Source organism: Streptomyces sp. NBC_01351 (assembly GCF_036237315.1).
Classification (GTDB): Bacteria; Actinomycetota; Actinomycetes; order Streptomycetales; family Streptomycetaceae; genus Streptomyces.
The window spans coordinates 4,717,501-4,741,188 of record NZ_CP108356.1 but is presented as its reverse complement, the minus strand read 5'-3'; the positions used below and the strand labels follow the sequence as shown (position 1 = coordinate 4,741,188).

At 69.9% G+C, this 23,688-nt stretch carries 23 protein-coding genes, 2 rRNA genes and 1 pseudogene (1 of these 26 only partly in view); 8 read left to right on the top strand and 18 right to left on the bottom strand.

Annotation, left to right across the window (positions count from 1 at the left end; translation table 11 throughout):
- The first annotated feature begins 26 nt into the window (after nucleotides 1-26).
- Genes OG625_RS21965 through OG625_RS21955 form a run of 3 tightly spaced genes read left to right on the top strand, consistent with a single transcriptional unit; the run spans nucleotide 27 to nucleotide 1,896 of the window.
- Nucleotides 27-959 carry an isopenicillin N synthase family dioxygenase gene (locus OG625_RS21965; protein WP_329383750.1) on the top strand — a complete coding sequence of 311 codons (933 nt, stop codon included), beginning with the start codon at nucleotides 27-29 and terminating at the stop codon, nucleotides 957-959.
- A complete protein-coding gene (locus OG625_RS21960; RefSeq protein ID WP_329383747.1) occupies nucleotides 956-1,585 on the top strand; it encodes a serine O-acetyltransferase in 630 nt (209 codons plus the stop codon). The genes OG625_RS21965 and OG625_RS21960 overlap by 4 nt, the downstream gene beginning before the upstream one ends.
- On the top strand, nucleotides 1,582-1,896 hold the full coding sequence (locus OG625_RS21955; RefSeq protein ID WP_329383744.1) for a hypothetical protein: 315 nt from the start codon (nucleotides 1,582-1,584) through the stop codon (nucleotides 1,894-1,896). Before OG625_RS21960 ends, OG625_RS21955 begins: the two co-directional genes overlap by 4 nt.
- A gap of 200 nt (nucleotides 1,897-2,096) precedes the next feature.
- Here the strand turns inward: OG625_RS21955 and hemB are convergent, their stop codons facing one another.
- Both hemB and OG625_RS21945 read right to left on the bottom strand, forming a co-directional pair.
- Nucleotides 2,097-3,098, bottom strand: coding sequence for a porphobilinogen synthase (gene hemB, locus OG625_RS21950; protein WP_329383743.1), 1,002 nt, complete (start codon nucleotides 3,096-3,098; stop codon nucleotides 2,097-2,099).
- A 42-nt stretch (nucleotides 3,099-3,140) separates the two neighbouring features.
- Nucleotides 3,141-3,553 (bottom strand): annotated as a pseudogene (locus tag OG625_RS21945) (ATP-binding protein).
- A gap of 112 nt (nucleotides 3,554-3,665) precedes the next feature.
- On the opposite strand from OG625_RS21945, the gene OG625_RS21940 reads away from it, so the two are divergent.
- Together OG625_RS21940 and OG625_RS21935 are read left to right on the top strand one after the other, a co-directional pair.
- Nucleotides 3,666-4,490, top strand: a complete 825-nt coding sequence (locus tag OG625_RS21940; RefSeq protein ID WP_329383740.1) for a helix-turn-helix domain-containing protein — start codon at nucleotides 3,666-3,668, stop codon at nucleotides 4,488-4,490.
- On the top strand, nucleotides 4,487-4,729 hold the full coding sequence (locus tag OG625_RS21935) for a DUF397 domain-containing protein (RefSeq protein ID WP_329383738.1): 243 nt from the start codon (nucleotides 4,487-4,489) through the stop codon (nucleotides 4,727-4,729). Before OG625_RS21940 ends, OG625_RS21935 begins: the two co-directional genes overlap by 4 nt.
- 2 nt (nucleotides 4,730-4,731) lie before the next feature.
- On the opposite strand, the gene OG625_RS21930 is transcribed toward OG625_RS21935, so the two are convergent.
- The 6 genes from OG625_RS21930 to OG625_RS21905 form a co-directional block, all read right to left on the bottom strand.
- Nucleotides 4,732-5,091 (bottom strand): hypothetical protein, encoded by a 360-nt coding sequence (locus OG625_RS21930; protein WP_329383736.1) that lies wholly within the window; start codon nucleotides 5,089-5,091, stop codon nucleotides 4,732-4,734.
- A gap of 188 nt (nucleotides 5,092-5,279) precedes the next feature.
- Complete coding sequence (locus OG625_RS21925; protein ID WP_329383733.1) at nucleotides 5,280-6,947, bottom strand: bifunctional uroporphyrinogen-III C-methyltransferase/uroporphyrinogen-III synthase; 1,668 nt, start codon at nucleotides 6,945-6,947, stop codon at nucleotides 5,280-5,282.
- Nucleotides 6,944-7,909, bottom strand: a complete 966-nt coding sequence (gene hemC / locus OG625_RS21920) for a hydroxymethylbilane synthase (RefSeq protein WP_329383730.1) — start codon at nucleotides 7,907-7,909, stop codon at nucleotides 6,944-6,946. Before hemC ends, OG625_RS21925 begins: the two co-directional genes overlap by 4 nt.
- Nucleotides 7,906-9,606, bottom strand: a complete 1,701-nt coding sequence (locus tag OG625_RS21915; RefSeq protein WP_329383726.1) for a glutamyl-tRNA reductase — start codon at nucleotides 9,604-9,606, stop codon at nucleotides 7,906-7,908. Before OG625_RS21915 ends, hemC begins: the two co-directional genes overlap by 4 nt.
- Nucleotides 9,603-10,412, bottom strand: coding sequence for a redox-sensing transcriptional repressor Rex (locus tag OG625_RS21910; protein ID WP_329383723.1), 810 nt, complete (start codon nucleotides 10,410-10,412; stop codon nucleotides 9,603-9,605). Before OG625_RS21910 ends, OG625_RS21915 begins: the two co-directional genes overlap by 4 nt.
- A 272-nt stretch (nucleotides 10,413-10,684) precedes the next feature.
- Nucleotides 10,685-10,963 (bottom strand): glutaredoxin family protein, encoded by a 279-nt coding sequence (locus OG625_RS21905; RefSeq protein ID WP_329383720.1) that lies wholly within the window; start codon nucleotides 10,961-10,963, stop codon nucleotides 10,685-10,687.
- A 92-nt stretch (nucleotides 10,964-11,055) separates the two neighbouring features.
- Between OG625_RS21905 and OG625_RS21900 the strand changes: the two genes are divergently transcribed.
- The 3 genes from OG625_RS21900 to OG625_RS21890 all read left to right on the top strand — a co-directional run bounded on the left by OG625_RS21900 (nucleotide 11,056) and on the right by OG625_RS21890 (nucleotide 14,683).
- Entirely contained in the window at nucleotides 11,056-12,027 is a 972-nt protein-coding gene (locus tag OG625_RS21900) for an HAD family hydrolase (RefSeq protein ID WP_329383717.1), read from the top strand.
- Nucleotides 12,028-12,443: 416 nt separating this feature from the next.
- On the top strand, nucleotides 12,444-13,265 hold the full coding sequence (locus tag OG625_RS21895) for an ECF subfamily RNA polymerase sigma factor, BldN family (protein WP_329383714.1): 822 nt from the start codon (nucleotides 12,444-12,446) through the stop codon (nucleotides 13,263-13,265).
- 221 nt (nucleotides 13,266-13,486) lie between these two features.
- On the top strand, nucleotides 13,487-14,683 hold the full coding sequence (locus OG625_RS21890; protein ID WP_329383712.1) for a DUF5667 domain-containing protein: 1,197 nt from the start codon (nucleotides 13,487-13,489) through the stop codon (nucleotides 14,681-14,683).
- A gap of 138 nt (nucleotides 14,684-14,821) precedes the next feature.
- Here the strand turns inward: OG625_RS21890 and OG625_RS21885 are convergent, their stop codons facing one another.
- From OG625_RS21885 to OG625_RS21840, 10 genes are all read right to left on the bottom strand, one after another.
- The gene (locus OG625_RS21885; protein WP_329383709.1) at nucleotides 14,822-15,808 is read right to left on the bottom strand and encodes a lysophospholipid acyltransferase family protein; all 987 of its coding nucleotides are present in this window, start codon (nucleotides 15,806-15,808) and stop codon (nucleotides 14,822-14,824) included.
- Nucleotides 15,808-16,875: an NAD-dependent epimerase/dehydratase family protein gene (locus tag OG625_RS21880; RefSeq protein WP_329383706.1), complete on the bottom strand. Its 1,068-nt coding sequence runs from the start codon at nucleotides 16,873-16,875 to the stop codon at nucleotides 15,808-15,810. Before OG625_RS21880 ends, OG625_RS21885 begins: the two co-directional genes overlap by 1 nt.
- A 101-nt stretch (nucleotides 16,876-16,976) precedes the next feature.
- Nucleotides 16,977-17,075: a 30S ribosomal protein bS22 gene (locus OG625_RS21875; protein WP_003948845.1), complete on the bottom strand. Its 99-nt coding sequence runs from the start codon at nucleotides 17,073-17,075 to the stop codon at nucleotides 16,977-16,979.
- Between the two features lie 121 nt (nucleotides 17,076-17,196).
- Nucleotides 17,197-17,406, bottom strand: coding sequence for a helix-turn-helix domain-containing protein (locus OG625_RS21870; RefSeq protein WP_008738568.1), 210 nt, complete (start codon nucleotides 17,404-17,406; stop codon nucleotides 17,197-17,199).
- A gap of 114 nt (nucleotides 17,407-17,520) precedes the next feature.
- Complete coding sequence (locus OG625_RS21865) at nucleotides 17,521-18,351, bottom strand: phosphatase (RefSeq protein WP_329383703.1); 831 nt, start codon at nucleotides 18,349-18,351, stop codon at nucleotides 17,521-17,523.
- 277 nt (nucleotides 18,352-18,628) lie between these two features.
- Entirely contained in the window at nucleotides 18,629-19,801 is a 1,173-nt protein-coding gene (locus tag OG625_RS21860) for an acetoin utilization protein AcuC (protein WP_329383700.1), read from the bottom strand.
- Nucleotides 19,752-20,966 (bottom strand): MFS transporter, encoded by a 1,215-nt coding sequence (locus OG625_RS21855; protein ID WP_329390843.1) that lies wholly within the window; start codon nucleotides 20,964-20,966, stop codon nucleotides 19,752-19,754. The genes OG625_RS21860 and OG625_RS21855 overlap by 50 nt, the downstream gene beginning before the upstream one ends.
- Before the next feature lie 52 nt (nucleotides 20,967-21,018).
- Nucleotides 21,019-21,684 carry an HAD family hydrolase gene (locus OG625_RS21850; protein ID WP_329383697.1) on the bottom strand — a complete coding sequence of 222 codons (666 nt, stop codon included), beginning with the start codon at nucleotides 21,682-21,684 and terminating at the stop codon, nucleotides 21,019-21,021.
- 235 nt (nucleotides 21,685-21,919) lie between these two features.
- Nucleotides 21,920-22,036 (bottom strand): 5S ribosomal RNA (gene rrf / locus OG625_RS21845).
- A 76-nt stretch (nucleotides 22,037-22,112) separates the two neighbouring features.
- Nucleotides 22,113-23,688 (bottom strand): 23S ribosomal RNA (locus OG625_RS21840); it runs 1,547 nt beyond the window's last position.

Below are 23,688 nucleotides of genomic sequence, written 5' to 3'. Positions count from 1 at the left end.
GCGGGAGGAGAGAGGAGAGCCCGGCGATGCTCAAGGAGATCGCACTCGGCACCAGCGGCGACGACGAGCACGTCCGCGCCGCCCTGCGCGACGGATTCTTCCTGGTCCGCAACACGGTGCCGGACGCCCTGCTCGACGAGGCCTACGGAATGCTCGGCACGTTCTTCGAACTGCCCGCGGAGGCCAAGGCCGGCTGCCGGGTGCCCGGCTCCAACGGGCAGTCCGGGTACCTCCCGCCACTGATCGAACACGGCGAGAAGGGCCGCGCCCCCGACTGGAAGGAGCTGTTCCACTGGGGCGCCCCACTTCCCGCCGCCCACCCGCTGCGCGAGCGCTACCCGGCGCGCTACCCGCAGCCCCGCTTCCCCGACGACCTGGTCCCCGGGATCGGCGCCGTCCTCGGCGAACTCCACGCCGGGATGGCCCGGTTCCAGCTCGACGTCGTCCGCCGGATCGCCGGGGCGCTCGGCGCCGCCCCCGGCTACTTCGACGAGATGCTGGAGGACGGCCCCGTCGTCAACCGGGCCACCTGGTACCCGCCCATGGATCAGGCCCCGTCCGACGACCACGTGTGGATGGTGGAACACCAGGACTTCGACCTGATCACCGCCCTGCCCCGGGCCACCGCCGCCGGACTCGAAGTGCTGATCGACGGCGCCTGGACCCCGGTCGAGGTGCCCGAGGGCTACGCCGTGCTCAACGTCGGCATGGTCCTGGACCGGCTCACCGGCGGCCTCGCCCGGGCCGCCGTCCACCGGGTCGTCGCCGCACCGGGCCGGCACGGCGGCCGGCTGTCCATCGTGCAGTTCTGCCACCCCACCCCGTGGACGGTCCTCTCCCCGCTCCGCGGCCGCGGACCGGAGCGCTACCCGACGCTGACCGCGCAGGACCTGTTCCAGCGCACGATGTACCGCATCAACCGGCTGGACTCCCAGCAGACCCCGGCGGCCCGGCCATGAGCGGCATCCGGTCCCTCCCCACGTTTCCGGACCGCGACGAGCCCCGGCGCGACTCCCTCCTGCGGCACATCCGCGAGGACCTCGACACGGTCGTCGCCCGCGACCCCTCCCGCCCGCGCCGGCGCGACGCCCTGCTGCACGCTCCCTGGTACGGGCTGATCCTCCACCGGGTGGCGCACCGCCTCCACGTACGCGGGTACCGGCTGGCCCCCGGCCTGCTCACGCTCGCCGGCCGGCTGCTCTCCGGCATGGAGATCCACCCCGGCGCCCGGATCGGCCGCAGGCTCTTCATCGACCACGGCTTCGGAGTGGTCATCGGCGAAACCGCCCGCGTCGGCGACGACGTGACCCTGTACCACGGCGTGACCCTCGGCTCGCGCGGCTGGTCCCACACGGGCGGGCCCCGCGCACGCCGTCACCCCGTCATCGGCGACGACGTCCACATCGGCGTCGGCGCCTCCGTCCTCGGCCCCGTCACCATCGCCGCCGGCACCCGGATCCGCGCCCACTCCCTCGTCCTCGAAGACCTCCCGACCCCGACCCCCGTCAGGGCTCCGCTCCGGGCACTCACCCGACCGTCACGCGGGTTCCGCGCACACACCCCAAGGAAGCAGGACACCCCATGACCCCCACCACGCTCCGCCGCCACACCCTCGACCTCGCCCGGGACCTCGACAGCGGCAGCTGGGTCCCCACCGACCTGGAACGCAGCATCGCCAACCGGCTGCTGACCGCTTCCAACCCCGTCGGCTGCATCACCGAGAACGCCGTACGGGACGCCACGTGGGAGGGCTCCGAGCCGCTGTCCCGGGTCAACGACGGCCGCCTCTCGGTCCTGCTCGCCGAGATCACGTACAGCCTGGCGGAGACGGAACGCGACGCCGCCGGCCTCGCCTCGGCCCTGTCCCTGCTCTCGGCGGTCAACCGCCGCGCCTAGCCGCTCCGTTCGGACCGGCCGGGTGTGGGTGCCGGCCCGGCCGGGTCCGGGCGCGCGCCGGGGCGTCTCCTCGGGCGTCGAACGGTTCGAGGGGTCGGTGGGCCGAGCCATGGTTGCGTTCGACGCCCTGCGGGGACGCCCCGCCACACACCCGGCCCCGTCCGGCCCGGCGGGCACCGACCTGATCCGCCGAAAACGGCCTAGCGCTCCGCGCGCAGCCAGCCCGCGACCTCGGTCGCCCAGTACGTCAGGATCATGTCGGCGCCGGCCCGCTTGATGCCCAGCAGCGTCTCCATGACGGCCCGGTCGCGGTCGATCCAGCCCTTCTCCGCGGCCGCCTCGACCATCGCGTACTCGCCGCTGATCTGGTACGCCGCCACCGGCACGTCCACGGCCTGCGCGACCTGGTGCAGGATGTCGAGGTAGGGCCCGGCCGGCTTGACCATCACCATGTCGGCGCCCTCCTCCAGGTCCAGCGCCAGCTCCCGCAGCGACTCCCGGGCGTTCGCCGGATCCTGCTGGTACGTCTTGCGATCACCCTGCAGGCTCGACGCCACGGCCTCCCGGAACGGCCCGTAGAAGGCGGACGAGTACTTGGCCGTGTACGCGAGGATGGACACGTCCTCGTGCCCGGTCTCGTCCAGCGCGTCCCGGACGACCCCGACCTGACCGTCCATCATCCCGCTGGGCCCGACCACGTGCACACCGGCATCGGCCTGCACCTGGGCCATCTCCGCGTACCGCTCCAGCGTCGCGTCGTTGTCCACCCGACCCTGCTCGTCGAGCACCCCACAGTGCCCGTGATCCGTGTACTCGTCGAGACAAAGATCGGACATGATCACCAGATCATCCCCGACCTCTGCCTTCACATCACGGATCGCGACCTGCAGGATCCCGTCCGGCTCGGTGCCCGCCGTACCCAGCGCGTCCTTGTTCTCGTCGGCCGGCACGCCGAAGAGCATGATCCCCGAGACCCCCGCCTCGACCGCCTCCACGGCGGCCTTCCGCAGCGTGTCCCGCGTGTGCTGCACGACGCCCGGCATCGCCGAGATCGCCAGGGGCTCACTGATGCCCTCCCGTACGAAGGCCGGGAGGATCAGGTCGGAGGGGTGCAGCCGGTACTCCGCGACCATCCGCCGCATCGCCGGGGTGGTGCGCAGCCGGCGGGGCCGCGAGCCGGGGAAGGATCCGTACGCGCTCATCTTCAGTCGCCTCTTCGAGCTTCGACAGCAGTCGGAACAAGCCTAGAGCCCTCCCGCCCGCCCGCCGACGGCGAACTCGCACCACACCACCTTCCCCGGCACCCGCACCCCGACCCCCCACCGGTCCGCGACCGCCGCCACCAGCAGCAACCCCCGCCCGCCCTCGGCCCCCGCTCCTCGACCCGCGGCCGCCCGCCCCCGCTGTCGTGCACTTCGACCCGGACGACCCCCTCGAAGCGCAGCATCCGCAGCCGGTACCCCCGGCCGGGCGGCACCCCGTGCAACAGGGCATTGGTCGCCAGCTCGCTCACGCAGAGCAACACGTCGTCCCGACGGCATGTGACACCCCACGCGTGAAGTGCGACGGCCGCGAACTCCCTGGCAGAGGCGACAGTTTGGCGGCTGCGGGGGTAGAACCGCTCGCGCAGCAAAGCAGGTTGGATTTCCACATTCACGGGACGATCGTCGCGCTGCGTCACTAGCGTGGAGGAGACCGGCAACCCGTACTCCTTCATGAGTACGGGTCATAACGGGTATCTCACGTGCGCACGCGGGGAGTTCACAGGCATGCCACCACGCAAGAGGCCACGGCCCAACGAGACCGCGATGAAGATGGTCGGCGCCCTGGTCGCCGCCGCCCGCATCGCCAAAGGACTGACCCAGCGCACCTTCGCCGAAGCGCTGCACGTGGACATCGAGACCATCGCCTCGATCGAACAGGGCAGGCGGGTCCTGATGCCCAACCTCGCCGAGCAGATGGACCGCGTCCTCGGCCTGCCCGGCCTCTTGGCGGTCGCCGCGCACAAGCTGCCGGAGGTCGACATGATCCCGGCCTGGGCGGAGGAGTACATGGAGCGCGAGGCGGAGGCGCTCGCGCTGTCCTGGTACGACACGCTCACCGTGCCGGGCCTGCTCCAGACCGAGAGCTACGCCCGCGCCGTCCTCGGCTGCCGCATCCCCTTCGTCGGCACCGAGAAGATAGAGCTCCAGACCGCCCACCGCATCCAACGCCAGAAGATCCTCACCCGCCCGGTCCCCCCAACGCTCAGCTTCATCGTGTGGGAGCCCGCCCTGCGCGACCGGATCGGCGGCGACGAGGTGTACCAGGAGCAACTGCGCCACCTGCGCGCCTGCGCCGACTTTCCGACCATCTCCCTCCAGGTACTGCCCCTCGGCGTCACCGCTCACGCGGGCCTCGACGGCCCCTTCACCCTCTTGGAAACACCGGAATTCCAGCACCTCGCCTACTCGGAAACCCAGCGCGGCAGCTTCCTCGTCAGGGACCCGAACGAGGTCAGCATCCTCTCCCAGAAGTATGCGATGCTGCGGTCACAGGCCCTCAACTTCGCGGAAACGCGGGACCTGTTGGACCGGCTGCTAGGAGAGTCATGAGCACCGTACTGAAGTGGTTCAAGTCCAGCTACAGCGGCAGCGAGGGCGGCCAGTGCCTCGAAGCCGCGATCACCTGGCAGAAGTCCTCCTACAGCGGCAGCGAGGGCGGCGCCTGCGTCGAGATGGCCACCTGCCCCGCCGCCCAGGTCCACGTCCGGGACTCCAAGGTCACCGACGGCCCGCAGCTCACCCTCGCTCCCGCCGCCTGGACCAGCCTCACCTCCTGGGTCAGCGCCTAGCGCTACGGCAGGTCCAGCAGCGCCCAGAACACCACCGCGTTCAGCAGCACCACCGCCGGAGCGGCGATCGCGATCCCGACGCGACGGGGAGCGTTGACCGTCTTCCACGGCAGGGCCCAACACCACAGCAGCAGCCCCAGCACGCCCAACAGCCCCGCCATGAACACCGGCCAGGCGATCTCGAAGCTCGCGTCGAAGGCGTCAGCGGTCTGCCCGCCGCAGGAGTCGCACGCCATCGGCGAGAGCCCCGCGTACAGCAGCGACAGGAACGCCAGCGGGAGCGTCAGCAGGGTGGAGGCCAGCGGGGCGATGAACGCCCGGCGGTCCCGGTCGATGTCGAGGTCGAGATCGAGGTCGGTCATGAGGACACTCAACCTCGCCGACCCGGCCCCAGGGATCCGCACAGCTACTCAGATCCCGCCTGGGTAGCGCCGCGCCTCCGCCCCGCCACGGATTCCGCCGGGGCGGGATACGGGGAAGGGGCCCGGGTGCGCTGTGCACCCGGGCCCCTTCTCCGTGTCCTGTAACGGGCGGAGCCCGCCTAACCGGCTCACGTCGTACGACGCCGCCGCGCCCCCGGCCGCCGCTCGCTCGGCCGGAACACCGTCTCGCCGGCCTGCTTGGCCGCCTCGCGGCGCGCCGCACCGTACTCGGCCAGCGCCTCCGCCAGCTTGCCCACGCTCGGCTCCGGCGACAGCACGTCCACCCGCAGCCCGTGCTCCTCCGCGGTCTTGGCCGTCGCCGGCCCGATACACGCGATCACGGTCACGTTGTGCGGCTTCCCGGCGATACCCACCAGGTTCCGGACCGTCGAGCTGGACGTGAAGAGAACGGCATCAAAGCCACCCCCCTTGATCGCCTCCCGCGTATCCGCCGGCGGCGGCGACGCGCGCACCGTCCGGTAGGCGGTCACGTCGTCGACCTCCCACCCGAGCTCGATCAGCCCGGCGACCAGCGTTTCGGTCGCGATGTCGGCCCGCGGCAGGAAGACGCGGTCGATCGGGTCGAAGACCGGGTCGTACGGCGGCCAGTCCTCCAGCAGCCCGGCCGCGGACTGCTCCCCGCTCGGCACCAGGTCCGGCTTCACACCGAACTCCACCAGCGCCGCAGCGGTCTGCTCACCCACCGCGGCGACCTTGATCCCCGCGAAGGCGCGCGCGTCGAGCCCGTACTCCTCGAACTTCTCCCGCACCGCCTTGACCGCGTTCACCGAGGTGAAGGCGATCCACTCGTACCGCCCCGTCACCAGGCCCTTCACGGCCCGCTCCATCTGCTGCGGGGTGCGCGGCGGCTCCACGGCGATGGTCGGCACCTCGTGCGGCACCGCGCCGTACGAACGCAACTGGTCGGAGAGCGAGGCGGCCTGCTCCTTGGTGCGCGGTACGAGGACCCGCCAGCCGAACAGCGGCTTCGACTCGAACCAGGCCAGCTCCTCGCGCCGCGAGGCGGCGTCGTGCTCACCGACCACGGCTATGACGGGCCGGGCGCCCTCGGGCGAGGGGAGCACCTTGCCCTGCTTGAACACCTGGGCGATGGTCCCCAGGGTCGCGCTCCACGTCCGCTGGCGCGTCGTCGTACCGGCCACGGTCACGGTCAACGGGGTGTCGGGCTTGCGCCCGGCGCTCACCAGCTCCGCGGCGGCGGCCGAGACGGTCTCCAGCGTCGCGGAGACCACCAGGATCCCGTCGCTCGCGCCGACCTCGCTCCAGGAGCGCGCCGAGGCCTTGCGCGCGTCCACGAACCGGACGTCCGCGCCCTGCTTGCCGCTCAGCGGCACACCCGCGTACGCGGGCACGCCCACCGCGGTCGCGACGCCCGGCACCACCTCGAAGGGGATGCCCTCGGTGGCGCAGACGAGCATCTCCTCGGCCGCGTTCCCGTCGAGCCCGGGGTCGCCGGTGACGGCACGTACGACCCGCCTGCCGGAGCGCGCGGCCTCCATGACAAGATTGGCGGCATCGCGGATCACCGGGACCCCGGCGGCCGCTGACGCTTCGTCAGCGATCGTCAGCTGCGGCGTGTCGACACCCGTGCGCGCGTGCGTCCGTACGACGTCGAGCACCTCGGGCTCCGCGATCAGTACGTCCGCTGCCGCGAGCGCCTCCACGGCGCGCAGCGTCAGCAGACCCGGGTCGCCTGGGCCGGCACCGAGGAAGGTGACGTGCCCGTGGGCGGCGACGCCCGCGAAAGCGGAGGTGTTCAGACTTGTGGGGCTCACGATCGCTCCCCCATCAGACCGGCCGCGCCCTTGGCCAGCATCTCGTCCGCGAGTTCGCGGCCGAGCGCCATGGCCTCGTCGTACGACTGGGGCACGGGACCGGTGGTGGACAGCTGCACCAGCGTCGAGCCGTCGAGGGTTCCGACGACGCCGCGCAGGCGCATTTCATTGACAGTCTGTCCGTCGGCCAAAAGGTCGGCGAACGCACCCACGGGTGCGCTGCAGCCGGCCTCCAGGGCGGCGAGCAGGGAACGCTCCGCGGTCACGGCGGCCCGGGTGTGCGGGTCGTCGAGCTCGCCGAGCGCGGCGATGAGGTCCGTATCGGACGCGAGGCACTCCACGGCCAGGGCTCCCTGGCCGGGGGCGGGCAGGAAGCTGTCGACGGACAGCAGGTCGGTCGCTTCGTCACCGCGCCCGATCCGGTTCATGCCGGCGGCGGCGAGCACGACGGCGTCGAGCTCCCCGTCCCGCACGAACCCGATCCGCGTGTCCACGTTGCCGCGGATCGGTACGGTCTCGATCCGCTTGCCGAGCGACAGCGCCAGGTGGTTGAGCTGCGCCGTCCGGCGCGGCGACCCGGTACCGATCCGGGCGCCGTCGGGCAGCTGCTCGAAGGTCAGGCCGTCACGTGCGACGAGCGCGTCCCGGGGGTCCTCGCGGCGCGGCATGGCCGCGATCACGAGGTCGTCGGGCTGCGCGGTCGGCAGGTCCTTCAGCGAGTGCACGGCGAAGTCGACCTCACCGCGCAGCAGCGCGTCGCGCAGGGCGGTGACGAACACGCCGGTCCCGCCGATCTGGGCGAGGTGCTCGCGCGACACGTCACCGTAGGTCGTGATCTCCACGAGCTCGACGGGCCGGCCGGTGATCGCCCGGACCGCGTCTGCGACGTGCCCCGACTGGGACATGGCCAGCTTGCTCCGCCGCGTACCGAGCCGCAGCGGCTGGTCGGGACGTGTGTTCATGATGCCCGTCCTGGGTCGTCGTCGTTCTTCGGATCGGCCGCGTCCGCCCGGCTGACGGATGCCACCGTCTGAGGGTCGAGGTCGAAGAGTTCGCGCAGCGCCTCGGCGTACCCGGCGCCGCCGGGCTCGCTCGCGAGCTGCTTGACGCGCACGGTCGGCGCGTGGAGGAGCTTGTCGACGACGCGGCGCACGGTCTGGGTGACCTCGGCCCGCTGCCGCTCGTCGAGATCGGGCACCCGCCCGTCCAGCCGCGCCACCTCCATGGCCACGACTTCGGCCGCCATGGCGCGCAGGGCGACGACGGTGGGCGTGATGTGCGCGGCCCGCTGCGCCGCCCCGAAGGCGGCGACTTCCTCGGCCACTATCGCGCGCACGGCGTCGACGTCGGCGGCCATGGGCGCGTCCGCGCTGGCCTCCGCCAGGCTCTCGATGTCCACCAGCCGCACGCCGGGAATCCGGTGCACGGCGGCGTCGATGTCCCGGGGCATGGCAAGGTCCAGCAACGCGAGCCGCACGGGCATCCCGTCACTCTGACTCCGAGCGCTCTTGCGCGGCTGCCGCTGCGCGGCGGCCTCACCCTGATCGGCCCAGGTCCCGTGCAACTCAAGGGAGTTGGCATCAACCCCGGTCAACGCCGAGCGCCCATCGGGCCCCACCGGACACCCATCGGCCTCCACAGGAGCCGCCATGGTCCGCGCGGCCCCGGCATCGGGAATCCGCCCCCCGGCCTCCGCGGCAGCGGCAAGCCTGGCAACCACATCGGCCAATTCCAGCCCCGCCGGCGTTTGAGGCGCGGGGTCCGGGGCGGAGCCCCGTTCGGTAAGCCGCACCGAACCTGCGGCATCGGCCACATCCAGCCCCGCACGGGACACGGCGGCCAGCACGTCATCGGCGCTCAGCACCAGCCCAGTGGCCCCGGTGCAGGACACCACCACGTCGACTCGTGTCAGCTCATCCGCGACGGCCGCCATCGCAACGGCGGAAGCCTTAACCCCGGTGCCCGAGGCAACCAGAATCTCCGCCAACCGCTCGGCCCGCTCCGCGGTCCGGTTCGCCACCACGACCTCGGCGACGCCAACCCGCGCCAGCGTCGCCGCGGCCAGCGAGGACATCGACCCGGCACCGATCACCAGCGCCCGCTTGCCCGCGGCCCACTCCCCCACCGGCATCCGCACGGCGAGCTGTTCCAGCCCGAAGGTGACGAGCGACTGCCCGGCCCGGTCGATCCCGGTCTCCGAGTGCGCCCGCTTGCCGACCCGCAGCGCCTGCTGGAACAGGTCGTTGATCAGCCGCCCGGCGGTGTGCAGTTCCTGCCCCAGCGCCAGCGCGTCCTTGATCTGCCCGAGGATCTGCCCCTCGCCGACCACCATCGAGTCCAGCCCGCACGCCACCGAAAACAGATGGTGAACAGCCCGGTCCTCGTAGTGCACGTACAGGTACGGGGTGAGCTCCTCCAGCGCGACACCGCTGTGCTGCGCCAACAAGGTCGACAGCTCGGCGACGCCGGCGTGGAACTTGTCCACGTCCGCGTACAGCTCGATCCGGTTGCACGTGGCGAGCACCGCCGCCTCCGCCGCCGGCTCAGCAGCCAGCGTGTCGTGCAGCAGCTTCACCTTGGCGTCGGCAGACAGCGAGGCGCGCTCCAGCACGCTCACGGGCGCACTGCGGTGGCTCAGCCCTACGACGAGCAGACTCATGCCGGCATCACCGCCGGCACGTCGCCCTCGGGGTTGCCCTTGCGCGCCTCGGCGGCCGCACGCCCGGCCGGCGGAACCACGGCCGCGGCGGGGGCGGCGCCGCCCACGGAGGAGCCGCCGGAGGCAGCGGCGGCCGCCGCTTCCTCCCCGGCCTTGCGCTGCTCGTGGAACGCCAGGATCTGGAGCTCGATGGACAGGTCGACCTTGCGCACGTCCACGCCCTCCGGCACGGACAGCACGGTGGGCGCGAAGTTCAAAATAGAGGTGACACCGGCCGCGATCAGCCGCTCGCTGACCTGCTGGGCCGCACCCGCCGGCGTCGCGATGACACCGATCGAGACGCCGTTCTCCTCGATGATCCGCTCCAGATCATCGGTGTGCTGCACGGGCATCCCGGCGACCGGCTTACCGGCCATCGCGGGGTCGGCGTCGATCAGCGCGGCCACGCGGAAGCCACGGGAGGCGAAGCCGCCGTAGTTGGCGAGCGCGGCACCGAGGTTACCGATGCCGACGATGACGACCGGCCAGTCCTGCGTGAGGCCGAGCTCGCGGGAGATCTGGTAGACGAGGTACTCGACGTCGTAGCCGACGCCGCGGGTGCCGTAGGAACCCAGGTAGGAGAAGTCCTTGCGCAGCTTCGCGGAGTTGACTCCGGCGGCGGCCGCGAGCTCTTCGGAGGACACCGTGGGCACCGATCGCTCGGAGAGCGCGGTGAGGGCACGCAAGTACAGCGGAAGCCGGGCGACAGTGGCCTCGGGAATACCTCGGCTGCGGGTCGCCGGTCGGTGAGTTCGGCCAGTTGCCACGATGCTCCTGCGGGATGAGCGGGGCTGCAGGCGGCCACTTGTCCCAGGACCGCCCCGTCGACAGCAGGCTATGCCTTTGTGAACGCGTGCACAAAGATTGTGTCCATTTTGTCCGACCAAAGTGACCGGGGTCACGCAACCGCGACTCATATGAGCGGAGCCAACGGGACGCCGAACCCGTTCAAATCCCAAAGGGGGCAAAACCGTACACACTCCTCACGGATACGCCCCCAGATCCCACAAAACGCCCACGATGGTAACCGGGAAGGGGCTCAGCCCTCCAATGCCCGCCGCAGCCGGTCCGGGTTCACCCGCCAGAAGGTGTGCTGCTCGCCGTCCACCAACACCACCGGAATCTGCTCCCAGTGCAGCCGGTAGAGCTCCTCGTCCTGCGAGATGTCCTTCTTCTCCCACTGCGCACCCGTCTCGGCGCACACCTTCGCGACGACCTCCTCGGCCTCGTCGCACAGATGACATCCCGGCTTCCCGATGAGCGTCACCATCCGCTCGCCGGGACGCTTCTTCTCTTTACGTCGCAACAAAGGGCTCATGCCTCCATTCTCCGGGGCGGCGTCCCGAACTGTTAACGCCTCCGTTTCCCATCGGTTCGGGAACTCCCGAACACAGTGGCTATGCTCGCCACATGGCCGCTCTCGGATGGCTCACACCCCGTAGACGCTCCGCGACCGCGCGGAGCGTACTGGCAGGCGAGGCCTCGGCCGAGGCCGCCCGCAAGACCGCCCTGGCCGAATCCCCGCACCTCACCGACGCAGATCTCGACCTCGACACCGACCTCGACGTACTCGAGGAAGAAGAGGAAGAGGCGGAGTTCCCCGTCGCCGGCGACGACCTCGCCGCCGCCTTCTTCGACCTCGACAACACCGTCATGCAGGGCGCCGCGATCTTCCACTTCGGCCGCGGCCTCTACAAGCGCGAGTTCTTCCGCCGCCGCGAACTCGCCCGTTTCGCCTGGCAACAGGCCTGGTTCCGGCTCGCCGGGGTCGAGGACCCCGAGCACATGCAGGACGCCCGCGACAGCGCCCTGTCCATCGTCAAGGGCCACAAGGTCTCCGAGCTGATGTCCATCGGCGAGGAGATCTACGACGAGTACATGGCGACGCGGATCTGGCCGGGCACCCGCGCCCTCGCCCAGGCCCACCTCGACGCCGGCCAGAAGGTGTGGCTGGTCACCGCGGCCCCCGTGGAGACGGCCACGATCATCGCCCGCCGCCTCGGCCTGACCGGCGCCCTGGGCACCGTCGCGGAGTCCGTCGACGGCATCTACACCGGCCGCCTGGTCGGGGAGCCGCTGCACGGCCCCGCCAAGGCGGAGGCGGTCCGCGCGCTGGCCTCCGCCGAGGGCCTGGACCTCACGCGCTGCGCCGCGTACAGCGATTCGCACAACGACATCCCGATGCTGTCGCTGGTCGGACATCCGTACGCGATCAATCCCGACACAAAACTGCGCAAGCATGCCCGGACCAACGACTGGCGCCTGCGCGACTATCGGACCGGCCGCAAGGCCGTGAAGGTCGGCGTCCCGGCAGCCGCCGGAGTCGGCGCGATCGCGGGTGGCGCGGCCGCCGCGATCGCCCTGCACCGCCGCCGCAAGTAGCCCGGGCGCCCCTCCCCTTACCGATTTGCCGGCACCGACCGGCCACCACCAGCACCGGAGCCGTCCCGCACCCCGCGGGGCGGCTTCCCGCGCGTTTCGCGCCGCCCGCCCCAGGGCATTCCCCCAGCCCTACCCCCGTGTCCGGCAGGCCACTCCGGCCTGCCCGACTCGGTCGCGGGCCCCCCTGGAACCGTCCATTCCGCGTATGCAAGTGATCAAGAATCGATCACCAACTGCACCTGAATATGCCCTCGACACGCAACAGAAGTGTCGGAAGCGGTGATTTGAGCAACTGGGTGTAGCGCTGCCTGTACGAAGCGTTATTCTCCTCAAACGCATGCCACCGGCCATCTGTCGCCACGACGGGTGAACGGTCCCGCACTGCACGTGATGGAAGCTCTGCCTCTGGGAGTCCCGTGTACCCACCTGTCGGGGTTGACGCCTCGGGCCTGGCTCAGCTGCGCGCAACGGTCCTCGACCACCTGCGCGGCTTCGTCCCCACCGCGTACGCCGTCCCCGCCTTCGCCGCCGCGGTCCCTGCCGGCTTCGGCCCGGCCGGTCCTTGCTACGCCCTGACCGACGGCGGAGCAACGGTGGGCAGACGCGGCCGCGCGGCCGGGGGGTCGAACGGCACCGCCGGCACGAGCACCCAGGCCACCCCCACCCCCCGCCGCCCCACGGCGGACAGCGACCAGGCCCGCATGATGGACCTGGTCGAACGAGCCCAGGCGGGCGAGGCCGAAGCCTTCGGCCGCCTGTACGACCAGTACAGCGACACGGTGTACCGCTACATCTACTACCGGGTCGGCGGCAAGGCGACCGCGGAGGATCTCACCAGCGAGACCTTCCTGCGCGCGCTGCGCCGCATCTCCACCTTCACCTGGCAGGGCCGCGACTTCGGTGCGTGGCTCGTGACGATCGCGCGCAACCTGGTGGCCGACCACTTCAAGTCCAGCCGCTTCCGGCTGGAGGTCACCACCGGCGAGATGCTCGACGCGAACGAGGTCGAGCGCAGTCCCGAGGACTCCGTCCTGGAGTCCCTCTCCAACGCGGCCCTGCTGGAGGCCGTACGGAAACTCAATCCGCAGCAGCAGGAGTGCGTGACACTGCGCTTCCTGCAGGGCCTCTCGGTCGCCGAGACGGCCCGGGTGATGGGGAAGAACGAGGGCGCCATCAAGACGCTCCAGTACCGGGCGGTCCGCACCCTGGCCCGCCTCCTCCCGGACGACGCCCGCTGAATCCTTACTGACAACACATTCGGTGACCCCTCGATGACGCTGTGGTCCGATCATCCTTCGTCCGTAACCCAAGTGCCGCGACGCTCGTTGTGCGGAATGCAGGCTCCCTGTGGACACGCTTTGCCCGAAGCCGCTCACCCGAAAGTGTGGATGTGCTCAAGGAAGGCAACCTTCCGGACACCTTGGGGAGTCGATCGTCATGACGAGAGGAGGTGCCGCCAGTGATCGCGAACGTTACTCCGCACCGGCGGGCGAACGCCTTCGCCCAGGCCCTGGAGGAGCGGACCCCGTCCGACCTTTCGGAACCGGACCCGGCGGCCGAGCAGTCCGAGGCACCTGCCGAACCTGCCGACCACGACCGGTTGTTGGCCCTGGCGAGCGTGCTCGGCGAACGAATGCCGCGCCCGGTGCTGGACCCCGAGGTCAAAGTGGTGCAACGAGCCCAGCTCGTTGCCGCCATGGAGGCCATGGTGCTGGAGGAGAGGGCCGGAGGCGGTGCCGCCGACCCTCAAGTGCCCGAACAGCGGACCGGCCGCGGCGCCCACCGGGCGACCTCGCTCCGGAAATTGCGGCCCCGCTCCCGCTGGTCCAAGGGCATCGCAGCGGGTGGCCTCACCGTGGGTGTGGCCGCAGGGGCCTTCAGCGGAGTGGCCGCTGCCAGTTCCGACGCCCTGCCCGGTGACCACCTCTACCCCGTGAAGCGGGGCATGGAGGACCTGAAGCTGGGGATGACCGAAGACGAGACGGACCGGGGCGAGCTCTATCTCGACCAGGCCTCGAACCGTCTGTCGGAAGCCCGCAGGCTGATGGAGCGAGGCCGGACGGGCGTACTGGACCACGAGTCCCTGGGCGAGATCCGCCGGGCCCTCGCGGGCATGAAGCACGACGCCGAGGAGGGCCACCGGCTCCTCCAGGCCGCCCACGACCGGGACGGCTCGCTCGCCCCGATCCAGGCGCTGTCGTCCTTCTCCCGCTCCCACCGCGACGCGTGGGGCAGGCTCCGGGACAAGCTCCCGGCGCAGCTGGGCGACGTGGGCGGGGAGGTGGAGTCGGTCTTCCAGGCCATAGACGAAGACGTGGCGCCGTTCCAGGGCCTGCTCCCCAAGCCCCCGGAACAGACGCGCGGGACCGGCCCGTCCGGTTCCTCCGCCAAGCCGGGCACCCCCGGCGGCGCGCAGCAGTCCGCCCCGGCGTCGGGCAAGCCCTCGGGCAGCCCCGCGCCGTCCCCGTCGGGCAGCACCACACCCCCGCCGGGCGGCCTCCTGGGCGGTACGGGCAACCTGCTGAACCCGCCCGCGGGCCAGTCCACCCCACCCGCCTCGGGCACCCCGTCCGAGACGAAGCCGGACATCACCCTCCCACCCCTCCTCCCGGGCCTCCTCCCGGGCCTGGGAATCAGCGGGGAGGACGCGGAGTAGGAACAAGGCGAAGGGGCCGCGCACGCGCGGCCCCTTCGCCACATCCAGCCATACCCAGCCTCGCCAGGGGGCCCCTCCCAGCGGTAGCTGGGGGAGTTTGAGGCGCGGGGTCCGGGGCAGAGCCCCGGCACTCAACGGTCAGAAGAACACGGACCGCCGCTGCACCAGCAGCTTGTACAACGTGTGCTGAATCTGCTCCCGCACCTGATCCGTCAGGTTGAACATCAGCATCGGATCCTCGGCGGCCTCCGCCGCATACCCGGCCGTCGGGATAGGTTCCCCGAACTGGATCGTCCACTTCGTCGGCAACGGCACCGCCCCCAGCGGCCCCAGCAACGGGAACGTCGGCGTGATCGGGAAGTACGGGATCCCCAGCAGCCGCGCCAGCGTCTTCGCGTTGCCGATCATCGGGTAGATCTCCTCCGCCCCCACGATCGAGCACGGCACGATCGGCGTCCCCGCCCGCAGCGCCGTCGAGACGAACCCGCCGCGCCCGAAGCGCTGCAGCTTGTACCGGTCGCCGAACGGCTTCCCTATCCCCTTGAAGCCCTCCGGCATGACCCCGACGAGCTCCCCGGCCTCCAGCAGCCGTTGCGCGTCCTCCGCGCACGCCAGGGTGTGCCCGGCCTTCCGTGCCAGCTCGTTGACCACCGGCAGCATGAACACCAGGTCCGCCGCCAGCAGCCGCAGGTGCCGCTGAGCCGGGTGGTGGTCGTGGACCGCCACCTGCATCATCAGCCCGTCGAGCGGCAACGTCCCCGAGTGGTTCGCCACGATGAGCGCGCCACCCTCCTTCGGGATGTTCTCGATGCCCTTGACCTCGACCCGGAAGTACTTGTCGTACAGCGGCCGGATCAGGGACATCAGGACCTGGTCCGTCAGTTCCTTGTCGTAGCCGAACTCGTCGACCTCGTAGTCCCCGGTGATCCGTCGCCGCAGGAACGCCAGTCCGCCGGCGATCCGCTTGTCCCAGCCCTCACCCGCCGGGGCCGGCGCGGGAGCCTGCGGCTCCACCACCTCAGGACCGTGCTCGGGTTCGGGCTCGGGCACCGCCCGGACCCGGCGTCCCGGCGCCCGCCGGCGCTGCCGGTCCTCGTCGAACGGAATGACCTTGGCGTCCGCCACTATCGCTTCGCTCCTTCAACCGCTTCCGCTTCGACGTCTGCATCCAGCATGGCCGCGACCCGGTCCACGACCCGCCCCACCCGCTCCGGCGGCAGCAGCCCGTTGCCCCGGCTGCGCGCGAAGTCCGCGAAGGTCTCGGTGGTCGTGTACATCGGTTCGAAGCCGAGCACCTCCCGCATCTGCGAGGTCTCCACGACCCTGCCGTGCGTGAGGAGCCTGATCTGCTCCGGCGAGAAGTCGGTGACCCCGACCGCCCGCAGCGCCTGCCCGACCCACGTCACCGCGGGCAGCAGCAACGGCAGCGTCGGCCGCCCCAGCCGCCGCGAGCACTGCGACAGCAGCAGTACGCCGTCGCCCGCGATGTTGAAGGTCCCGCTGTTCAGCGTCCCGCGCCGCGGCTCCTGCGCGGCCAGCCGCAACACGTCGAGCACGTCGTCCTCGTGGACGAACTGCAGCCGCGGGTCGTAGCCCAGCACGGTCGGCATCACGGGCATCGAGAAGTACTCGGCGAGCGCCGAGTCCGCGAAGGGCCCCAGGATGTTCGCGAACCGCAGGACGCACACCGCGACGTCCGGCCGTCTGCGCGCGAAGCCCCGTACGTATCCCTCGACCTCGGAGGCGTCCTTGGCGAAACCGCCCGGCGGCAGCGACTTCGGCTGCGTGGTCTCGGTGAAGACGGCCGGATCCCGCGAGGTGCCCCCGTACACGCTCGTACTGGACTTCACCACGAGCCGCCGCACCGTCGGGGACTTCTGGCAGGCCCCGAGGAGCTGCATCGTCCCGATGACGTTCGTTTCCTTGACGGCGCTGTGCCCGCCGCCGCTCCCCCCGCCGCCCCCGGTCACCGCCAGGTGCACCACGGTGTCCACGGCGTGCTCGGCCAGCACGCGGGCGATCGCGGACTGCCTGATGTCCGTACGGACGAACTCGGCCGATCCGAGCCGGTGCGGCGGCACCACCGCGTCCACGGCGATCACCCGCTCGACCTCCGGATCACGCTGGATCCGGCGCACGAAGCGGCCCCCCAGCTGCCGGGCAGCCCCGGTGACGAGCACGACCTTCCCCACGAGCTCAGCGCCTCCCTAGATCGGAACAACTGTCTCCGGCTACACCGCAGCCCCCCCACCAGGATGGTGGAGGGGCTGCGGAGAACACGTACAGCTGCCGTTTACTTCTTGTTACGGCGCTGGACGCGGGTGCGCTTGAGCAGCTTGCGGTGCTTCTTCTTAGCCATCCGCTTGCGCCGCTTCTTGATAACAGAGCCCACGACTACCCTCGCTCACTTCTCTTCATTCGGTGCGGGGCGTCGGGGCCCACACGACCTACGTCGGCCTAGCCTACCGTCCCGAGCTCCGAGCTTGTAATCCGAGGGCTTCCGAGGGTCAGTCTCAGGCCGACTCCACCCCCACATAGGACTCTCGGAGGTACTCGTGGACCGCGTTTTCGGGGACCCGGAAGGACCGGCCCACCCGGATTGCGGGCAGATGACCGTTGTGCACCAGGCGGTACACGGTCATCTTCGACACTCGCATCACCGAGGCGACCTCCGCCACGGTCAGGAACTGAACCTCACTGAGAGGCCTCTCGCCAGCAGCCATGACACACCTTGACCTTCCGCGCATGACGGGCACCGGCTTCCCCTCCGGTTACTCCTCGTCGTCGCACGCTCACTCCCCAGAGTAGGGGCGTGTGATACGAGTGGGGAAGAGGAGCTACGTCCACTCCTGCCGACCCGACAGACTCGCCCGATTGAGCACATAGCGAGTAAGCGGCAGGTAGTAGTCCGCACGCACCGCGTCATCAAGCGGAACGGCCACCGAGACCCGCCCCTCGGCCTCCCCCACGAACAGCGCGGGATCATCCGTGTCCGCCAGCCCGATCGCTTCCACACCGAGCTGACCTGCGCCGCAGACCCACCCGTGATCGCCGACCACCAGCTCCGGCAGCGGCCCGCCGGCCTCCGCCAGGGCCCCCAGCGCGATCCGAACCGGCAGCGGCGAATGACTGTGCGCGCCGGTCGCACTCCCCGGCGACCGCACGCCGGGTTCCCGCACCAGTGCGACCCCCCGTACGTAATCGAGGCTGTACGTGCGTACGCCGAACCGGGTCGCCACGTCGACACTCGCCCCCTGCGCGGGGGTGAGGACAACACATCCCGCCGCCGACATCGCCTTGGCCAAGGAGGCGTAGAAGCCCAGGAGCCTGTGCGGGTGACCCGTCCCGAACAGCACGGGCGCCCCGTCCCCGGCCACCGCCCGCAGCCGTCCCGCGAAGGCGTCCAGCGCGGCCATCGTCAGCTCCGGGTCGATCACGTCCGGCCCGCTGACGTGCGCCGGATCCGCCGACACCCCGCACTTGTCCGACATCAGCCTCAGCAGATCGCCCTCGCCCCAGCCCCACTCCGGATCCAGCCCCAGCAGCACCCGCGGATCCCGCGCCGCGAACAGCCGGTAGCTGCGCAGGCTCTCCTCCCGAGAGGTGGCAACGGGCCCGGCCAACCGGGCGGCCAGCAGATGCGCACGCAGGGCGCCGGTGCTCAACACCCTCCGATGCTCCCTCAACGCACCTGGTGGATCATCAATTCCAAGAAACAGCCCCACACTTGGCGTAACCCCTCGCACAATCAAGCCTCGCCGGGGCGCAATCCCCCGCCGGGCACATCCAGCCGCGCCGGGCTCAATCCAGCCTCGCCGGCGTTTGAGGCGCGGGGTCTGGGGCGGAGCCCCAGTTCCTTCCAGCCCGTCCGGCGATTGAGGACCGGGTCCGGGCAGAGCCCGGGGAACGGAGGAAGGGCGGGTAGGGGACAGGCCCCCGCAGGGCTCAGACCAGCATCCCCCGCAACGGAAAAACGGCCCGCCGCGTCGCCAGCACGGCCTGATCCGTCCGGTCCGCGGGGTCGTACCCCCCGTCCCACTCCCGCCAGGACACCGACCCCCGCCCGTCCGTCATCCGCGCCGGCGCCACCTGCCGCGTCCGCGCGTACACGAGCTCCCGCCAAGACGCCGGCACCGCCGACTCCGGATCCACCGGCCGGTGCGCTGCGATCCCCACCAGGTGCGTCCACGACCGCGGTACGACGTCCACCACCGCGTACCCGCCACCCCCCAGCGCCAGCCACCGCCCCTCCGCGTACTCGTGCGCCAGGTCGTGACACGCCTCCTGCACGGCCCGCTGGGCGTCCAGCGAGACCGCCAGGTGCGCCAGCGGATCCTCGAAGTGCGTGTCCGCCCCGTGCTGGGTCACCAGCACCTGCGGCCGGAAGTCCGCCAGCAGCTCCGGCACGACCGAGTGGAAGGCCCGCAGCCACCCCTCGTCTCCGGTCCCGGCGGGCAGCGCGACGTTCACCGCGCTCCCCTCCGCCTCGGGACCGCCCGTCTCCTCCGGCCATCCGGTCTGCGGGAACAGCGTCCGGGGATGCTCGTGCACGGAGATCGTCAGCACCCGCGGATCGTCCCAGAACGCCGCCTGCACCCCGTCCCCGTGGTGCACGTCCACATCCACGTACGCGACCCGCTCCGCCCCCAGCTCCAGGAGCCGCGCGATGGCCAGCGACGCGTCGTTGTACACGCAGAAGCCCGCCGCCCCGCCCGGCATCGCGTGGTGCAGCCCGCCGGCGAAGTTCACGGCGTGCTCGGCCTCCCCGCGCCAGATCGCCTCCGCGCCCGCCACGGACTGCCCGGCGATCAGCGCGGACGCCTCGTGCATCCCGTGGAAGGCCGGATCGTCCATGGTCCCCAGCCCGTACGACCCGTCCGCGATCCCGGGGTCGGCGGACACCTCGCGCACCGCGGCGACGTAGTCCTCGCGGTGGACGAGCCGCAGCGTCGAGTCCCCGGCCGCGCGGGCCGCCCGTACCTCCATGGCCCGGTCCAGCCCGAAGGCGCGCACCAGCCCCATGGTCAGCGCCAGGCGCACCGGATCCATCGGATGGCTGGGCCCGAAGTCATACTTCGTTACCGCCTCGTCCCACATCAACAACCCGCGGCCGCTCATGCCCGACACCGTATCGGGCCTCCTTCGGCCCGAACGAGCGGGCATGGAACAGCGTGATCAGCACGAGAACCATCGGCACGAGCATCGCGCCCCGATAGCTCCAGGCGTCCCCGATCCCTCCCACGAGCGGCGACCCGATCAGGAACCCCACGTAGTTGAAGATGTTCAGCCGCGCGATGGCCGTATCGGATGCCGCCCCGGGAAACAGCCTCCCGGCCGCAGCAAAGGTCTGCGGCACGATCACGCACAGCCCGATCCCCAGCAGCGTGAAGCCGAGCATCCCCACCCAAGCCCCCGGCGCGGCCGCGACCACGGCGAACCCACCCGCGGCCACCACCGTCCCGCACCGCACCACGGCGACGGCCCCGAACCTCCGCACCCCGAGATCTCCCACGGTGCGCCCGATGAGCGTGGTCACCATGTAGACGTTGTAGGGGACGGTGGCCAGCTGCTCCGAACTCCCGAGCACGTCCTGCAGGTACTTGGCGCTCCAGTTGGCGACGGTCGAGTCCCCGATGTAGGCGCACGCCATCACCAGACACAGCGGCAGCAGCAGCTTGAACCCCCCGGGCCCCAGCCCCTTCTCGGCAACGACACCGTCGTCCTTCTGGTCGACGTAGAACCGACTCCCCACCAGCACCAACGGAAGCAACACGAGCAAGGCCGGCAGATAGCTCTCGAACAACCCCAGGTGCGCGCTCGTCGCCACCCAGGCGGCCGAGGCCCCCAGGATCCCGCCCAGGCTGTACGCGGCATGGAAGCCAAGCATGATGCTGCGCCCGTACGCCCGCTGGAGGCTCACCCCGAGCATGTTCATCGAGGCGTCCAGCGCCCCCACCGACAGCCCGAACGCCCCCAGCGCCAAGGCCACGTGCCACATCCTGCTGCCGGCCCCGACCCCCAGCAGGGAGAGCAGCACCACCGGCTGCGCCCACCGCAGCACCACACTGGGCGCGACCCGCTTCACGAGGTGCTCGGTGCCGACGCTCGCCGCGCCCGCCAGGATCGGCACGGCGGCGAGGAAGGCGGGCAGCAGGGCGTCGGATATCCCGTACCGGTCCTGGATGGCCGGAATCCTGGTCACGAGCAGCGCGAAGGCGACACCCTGCGCGAAGAAGCTGAACCCCAGCGCCCCGCGCCCACGTCGCAGCCGCACATCTGCCATTGCCGTCATGGCGGCACAGCGTAGGGCCCGCGGCTACCCGTGGGTAGAGAGATCACATACCCAGTCCGGCTTCCAGTTCGAGCAGCCCGGTGAGCTGCTTCATGTCCCCGAAGTGCCTGGTGGCGCCGGGCAGCTGGTCGGCGGGGAGCATCGCGGTGAACGCGAACACGTCCATCCCCGCGGCCACGGCGGCCTGGATCCCGAGCGGGCTGTCCTCGACGACGACACACCGCGCGGGCTCCACGCCCATGGACCGGGCCGCGTGCAGGAACAGATCGGGCGCCGGCTTGCCCTTCCCCACGTCCTGCGAACTGAAGATCCACTCCTCCTCGAACCACCCGTCGAGCCCGGCCGACCGATGCCCGACCCGGATCCGCTCGTGACTCGCGGAAGAGGCCAGGCAGTACCCGACCCCACTGGCGGTCAGCGCCCCGAGCACCTCCTCCACCCCGGGCACGGGCCTCAGCTCCCGCTCGAAGCCGGCGAACGTCCGCGCGTTCAGCTGCGCCTCGAAGTCGTCCGGCAACCGCTCCCCGGTCCGCTCCATGACGAGGTCGTGCACCCGGTGCACGGCGGCCCCCATGTAGTCGCGGAGCGACTCCTCGTACGAGGTCGGGTGCCCGAGCTCGGTGAGGTACTCGGCGAGGATGCTGTTGGCGAGCGGCTCGCTGTCCACCAGCACGCCGTCGTTGTCGAAGATGACGAGGTCGTAGCCCATACCCCAACCCTACGAGCGCATGTACGCCAGACCCCCTCGACGCCACCGATGAGAGGATCAGCAGACTCATGCGGCCGAGGCCCGACCCCGTTCACCTTTCCTGATGGCCTCCCGCGATCATCCACCTCAGGGCCGCCGAGTCCTGGGCTGCGCCCGTGACCGAACACTGTCCGGAACGCAGAAAAGCCCCGCACCGAGCCCGTAAAGGGCTGGTGCGGGGCTTCCCGCAATGATTGTTCGGCGGCGTCCTACTCTCCCACAGGGTCCCCCCTGCAGTACCATCGGCGCTGAAAGGCTTAGCTTCCGGGTTCGGAATGTAACCGGGCGTTTCCCTAACGCTATGACCACCGAAACACTATGAAATTTGAACGCTGGCATTGACACAGCTGTTCGTTATTTCAGAACTAACACAGTGGACGCGAGCAACTGAGGACAAGCCCTCGGCCTATTAGTACCAGTCAGCTTCACCCGTTACCGGGCTTCCACATCTGGCCTATCAACCCAGTCGTCTACTGGGAGCCTTACCCTCTCAAGGAGGTGGGAATACTCATCTTGAAGCAGGCTTCCCGCTTAGATGCTTTCAGCGGTTATCCCTCCCGAACGTAGCCAACCAGCCATGCCCTTGGCAGGACAACTGGCACACCAGAGGTTCGTCCGTCCCGGTCCTCTCGTACTAGGGACAGCCCTTCTCAATATTCCTACGCGCACAGCGGATAGGGACCGAACTGTCTCACGACGTTCTAAACCCAGCTCGCGTACCGCTTTAATGGGCGAACAGCCCAACCCTTGGGACCGACTCCAGCCCCAGGATGCGACGAGCCGACATCGAGGTGCCAAACCATCCCGTCGATATGGACTCTTGGGGAAGATCAGCCTGTTATCCCCGGGGTACCTTTTATCCGTTGAGCGACGGCGCTTCCACAAGCCACCGCCGGATCACTAGTCCCGACTTTCGTCCCTGCTCGACCCGTCGGTCTCACAGTCAAGCTCCCTTGTGCACTTACACTCAACACCTGATTGCCAACCAGGCTGAGGGAACCTTTGGGCGCCTCCGTTACTCTTTGGGAGGCAACCGCCCCAGTTAAACTACCCATCAGACACTGTCCCTGATCCGGATCACGGACCGAGGTTAGACATCCAGCACGACCAGAGTGGTATTTCAACGGCGACTCCACAACCACTGGCGTGGCTGCTTCAAAGTCTCCCACCTATCCTACACAAGCCGAACCGAACACCAATATCAAACTATAGTAAAGGTCCCGGGGTCTTTCCGTCCTGCTGCGCGAAACGAGCATCTTTACTCGTAGTGCAATTTCACCGGGCCTATGGTTGAGACAGTCGAGAAGTCGTTACGCCATTCGTGCAGGTCGGAACTTACCCGACAAGGAATTTCGCTACCTTAGGATGGTTATAGTTACCACCGCCGTTTACTGGCGCTTAAGTTCTCAGCTTCGCAACCCCGAAAGGTCACTAACCGGTCCCCTTAACGTTCCAGCACCGGGCAGGCGTCAGTCCGTATACATCGCCTTACGGCTTCGCACGGACCTGTGTTTTTAGTAAACAGTCGCTTCTCGCTGGTCTCTGCGGCCACCCCCAGCTCACGGAGTAAATCCGATCACCAGTGATGGCCCCCCTTCTCCCGAAGTTACGGGGGCATTTTGCCGAGTTCCTTAACCATAGTTCACCCGAACGCCTCGGTATTCTCTACCTGACCACCTGAGTCGGTTTAGGGTACGGGCCGCCATGAAACTCGCTAGAGGCTTTTCTCGACAGCATAGGATCATCCACTTCACCACAATCGGCTCGGCATCAGGTCTCAGCCTTAATGAGGGACGGATTTGCCTACCCCTCGGCCTACACCCTTACCCCGGGACTACCACCGCCCGGGCTGGACTACCTTCCTGCGTCACCCCATCGCTTACCTACTACCACCTTGGATCGGCGGCTCCACCACTTTCCTTTCCCCGAAGGGTCCGGAACGGCTTCACGGCCTTAGCATTAGAG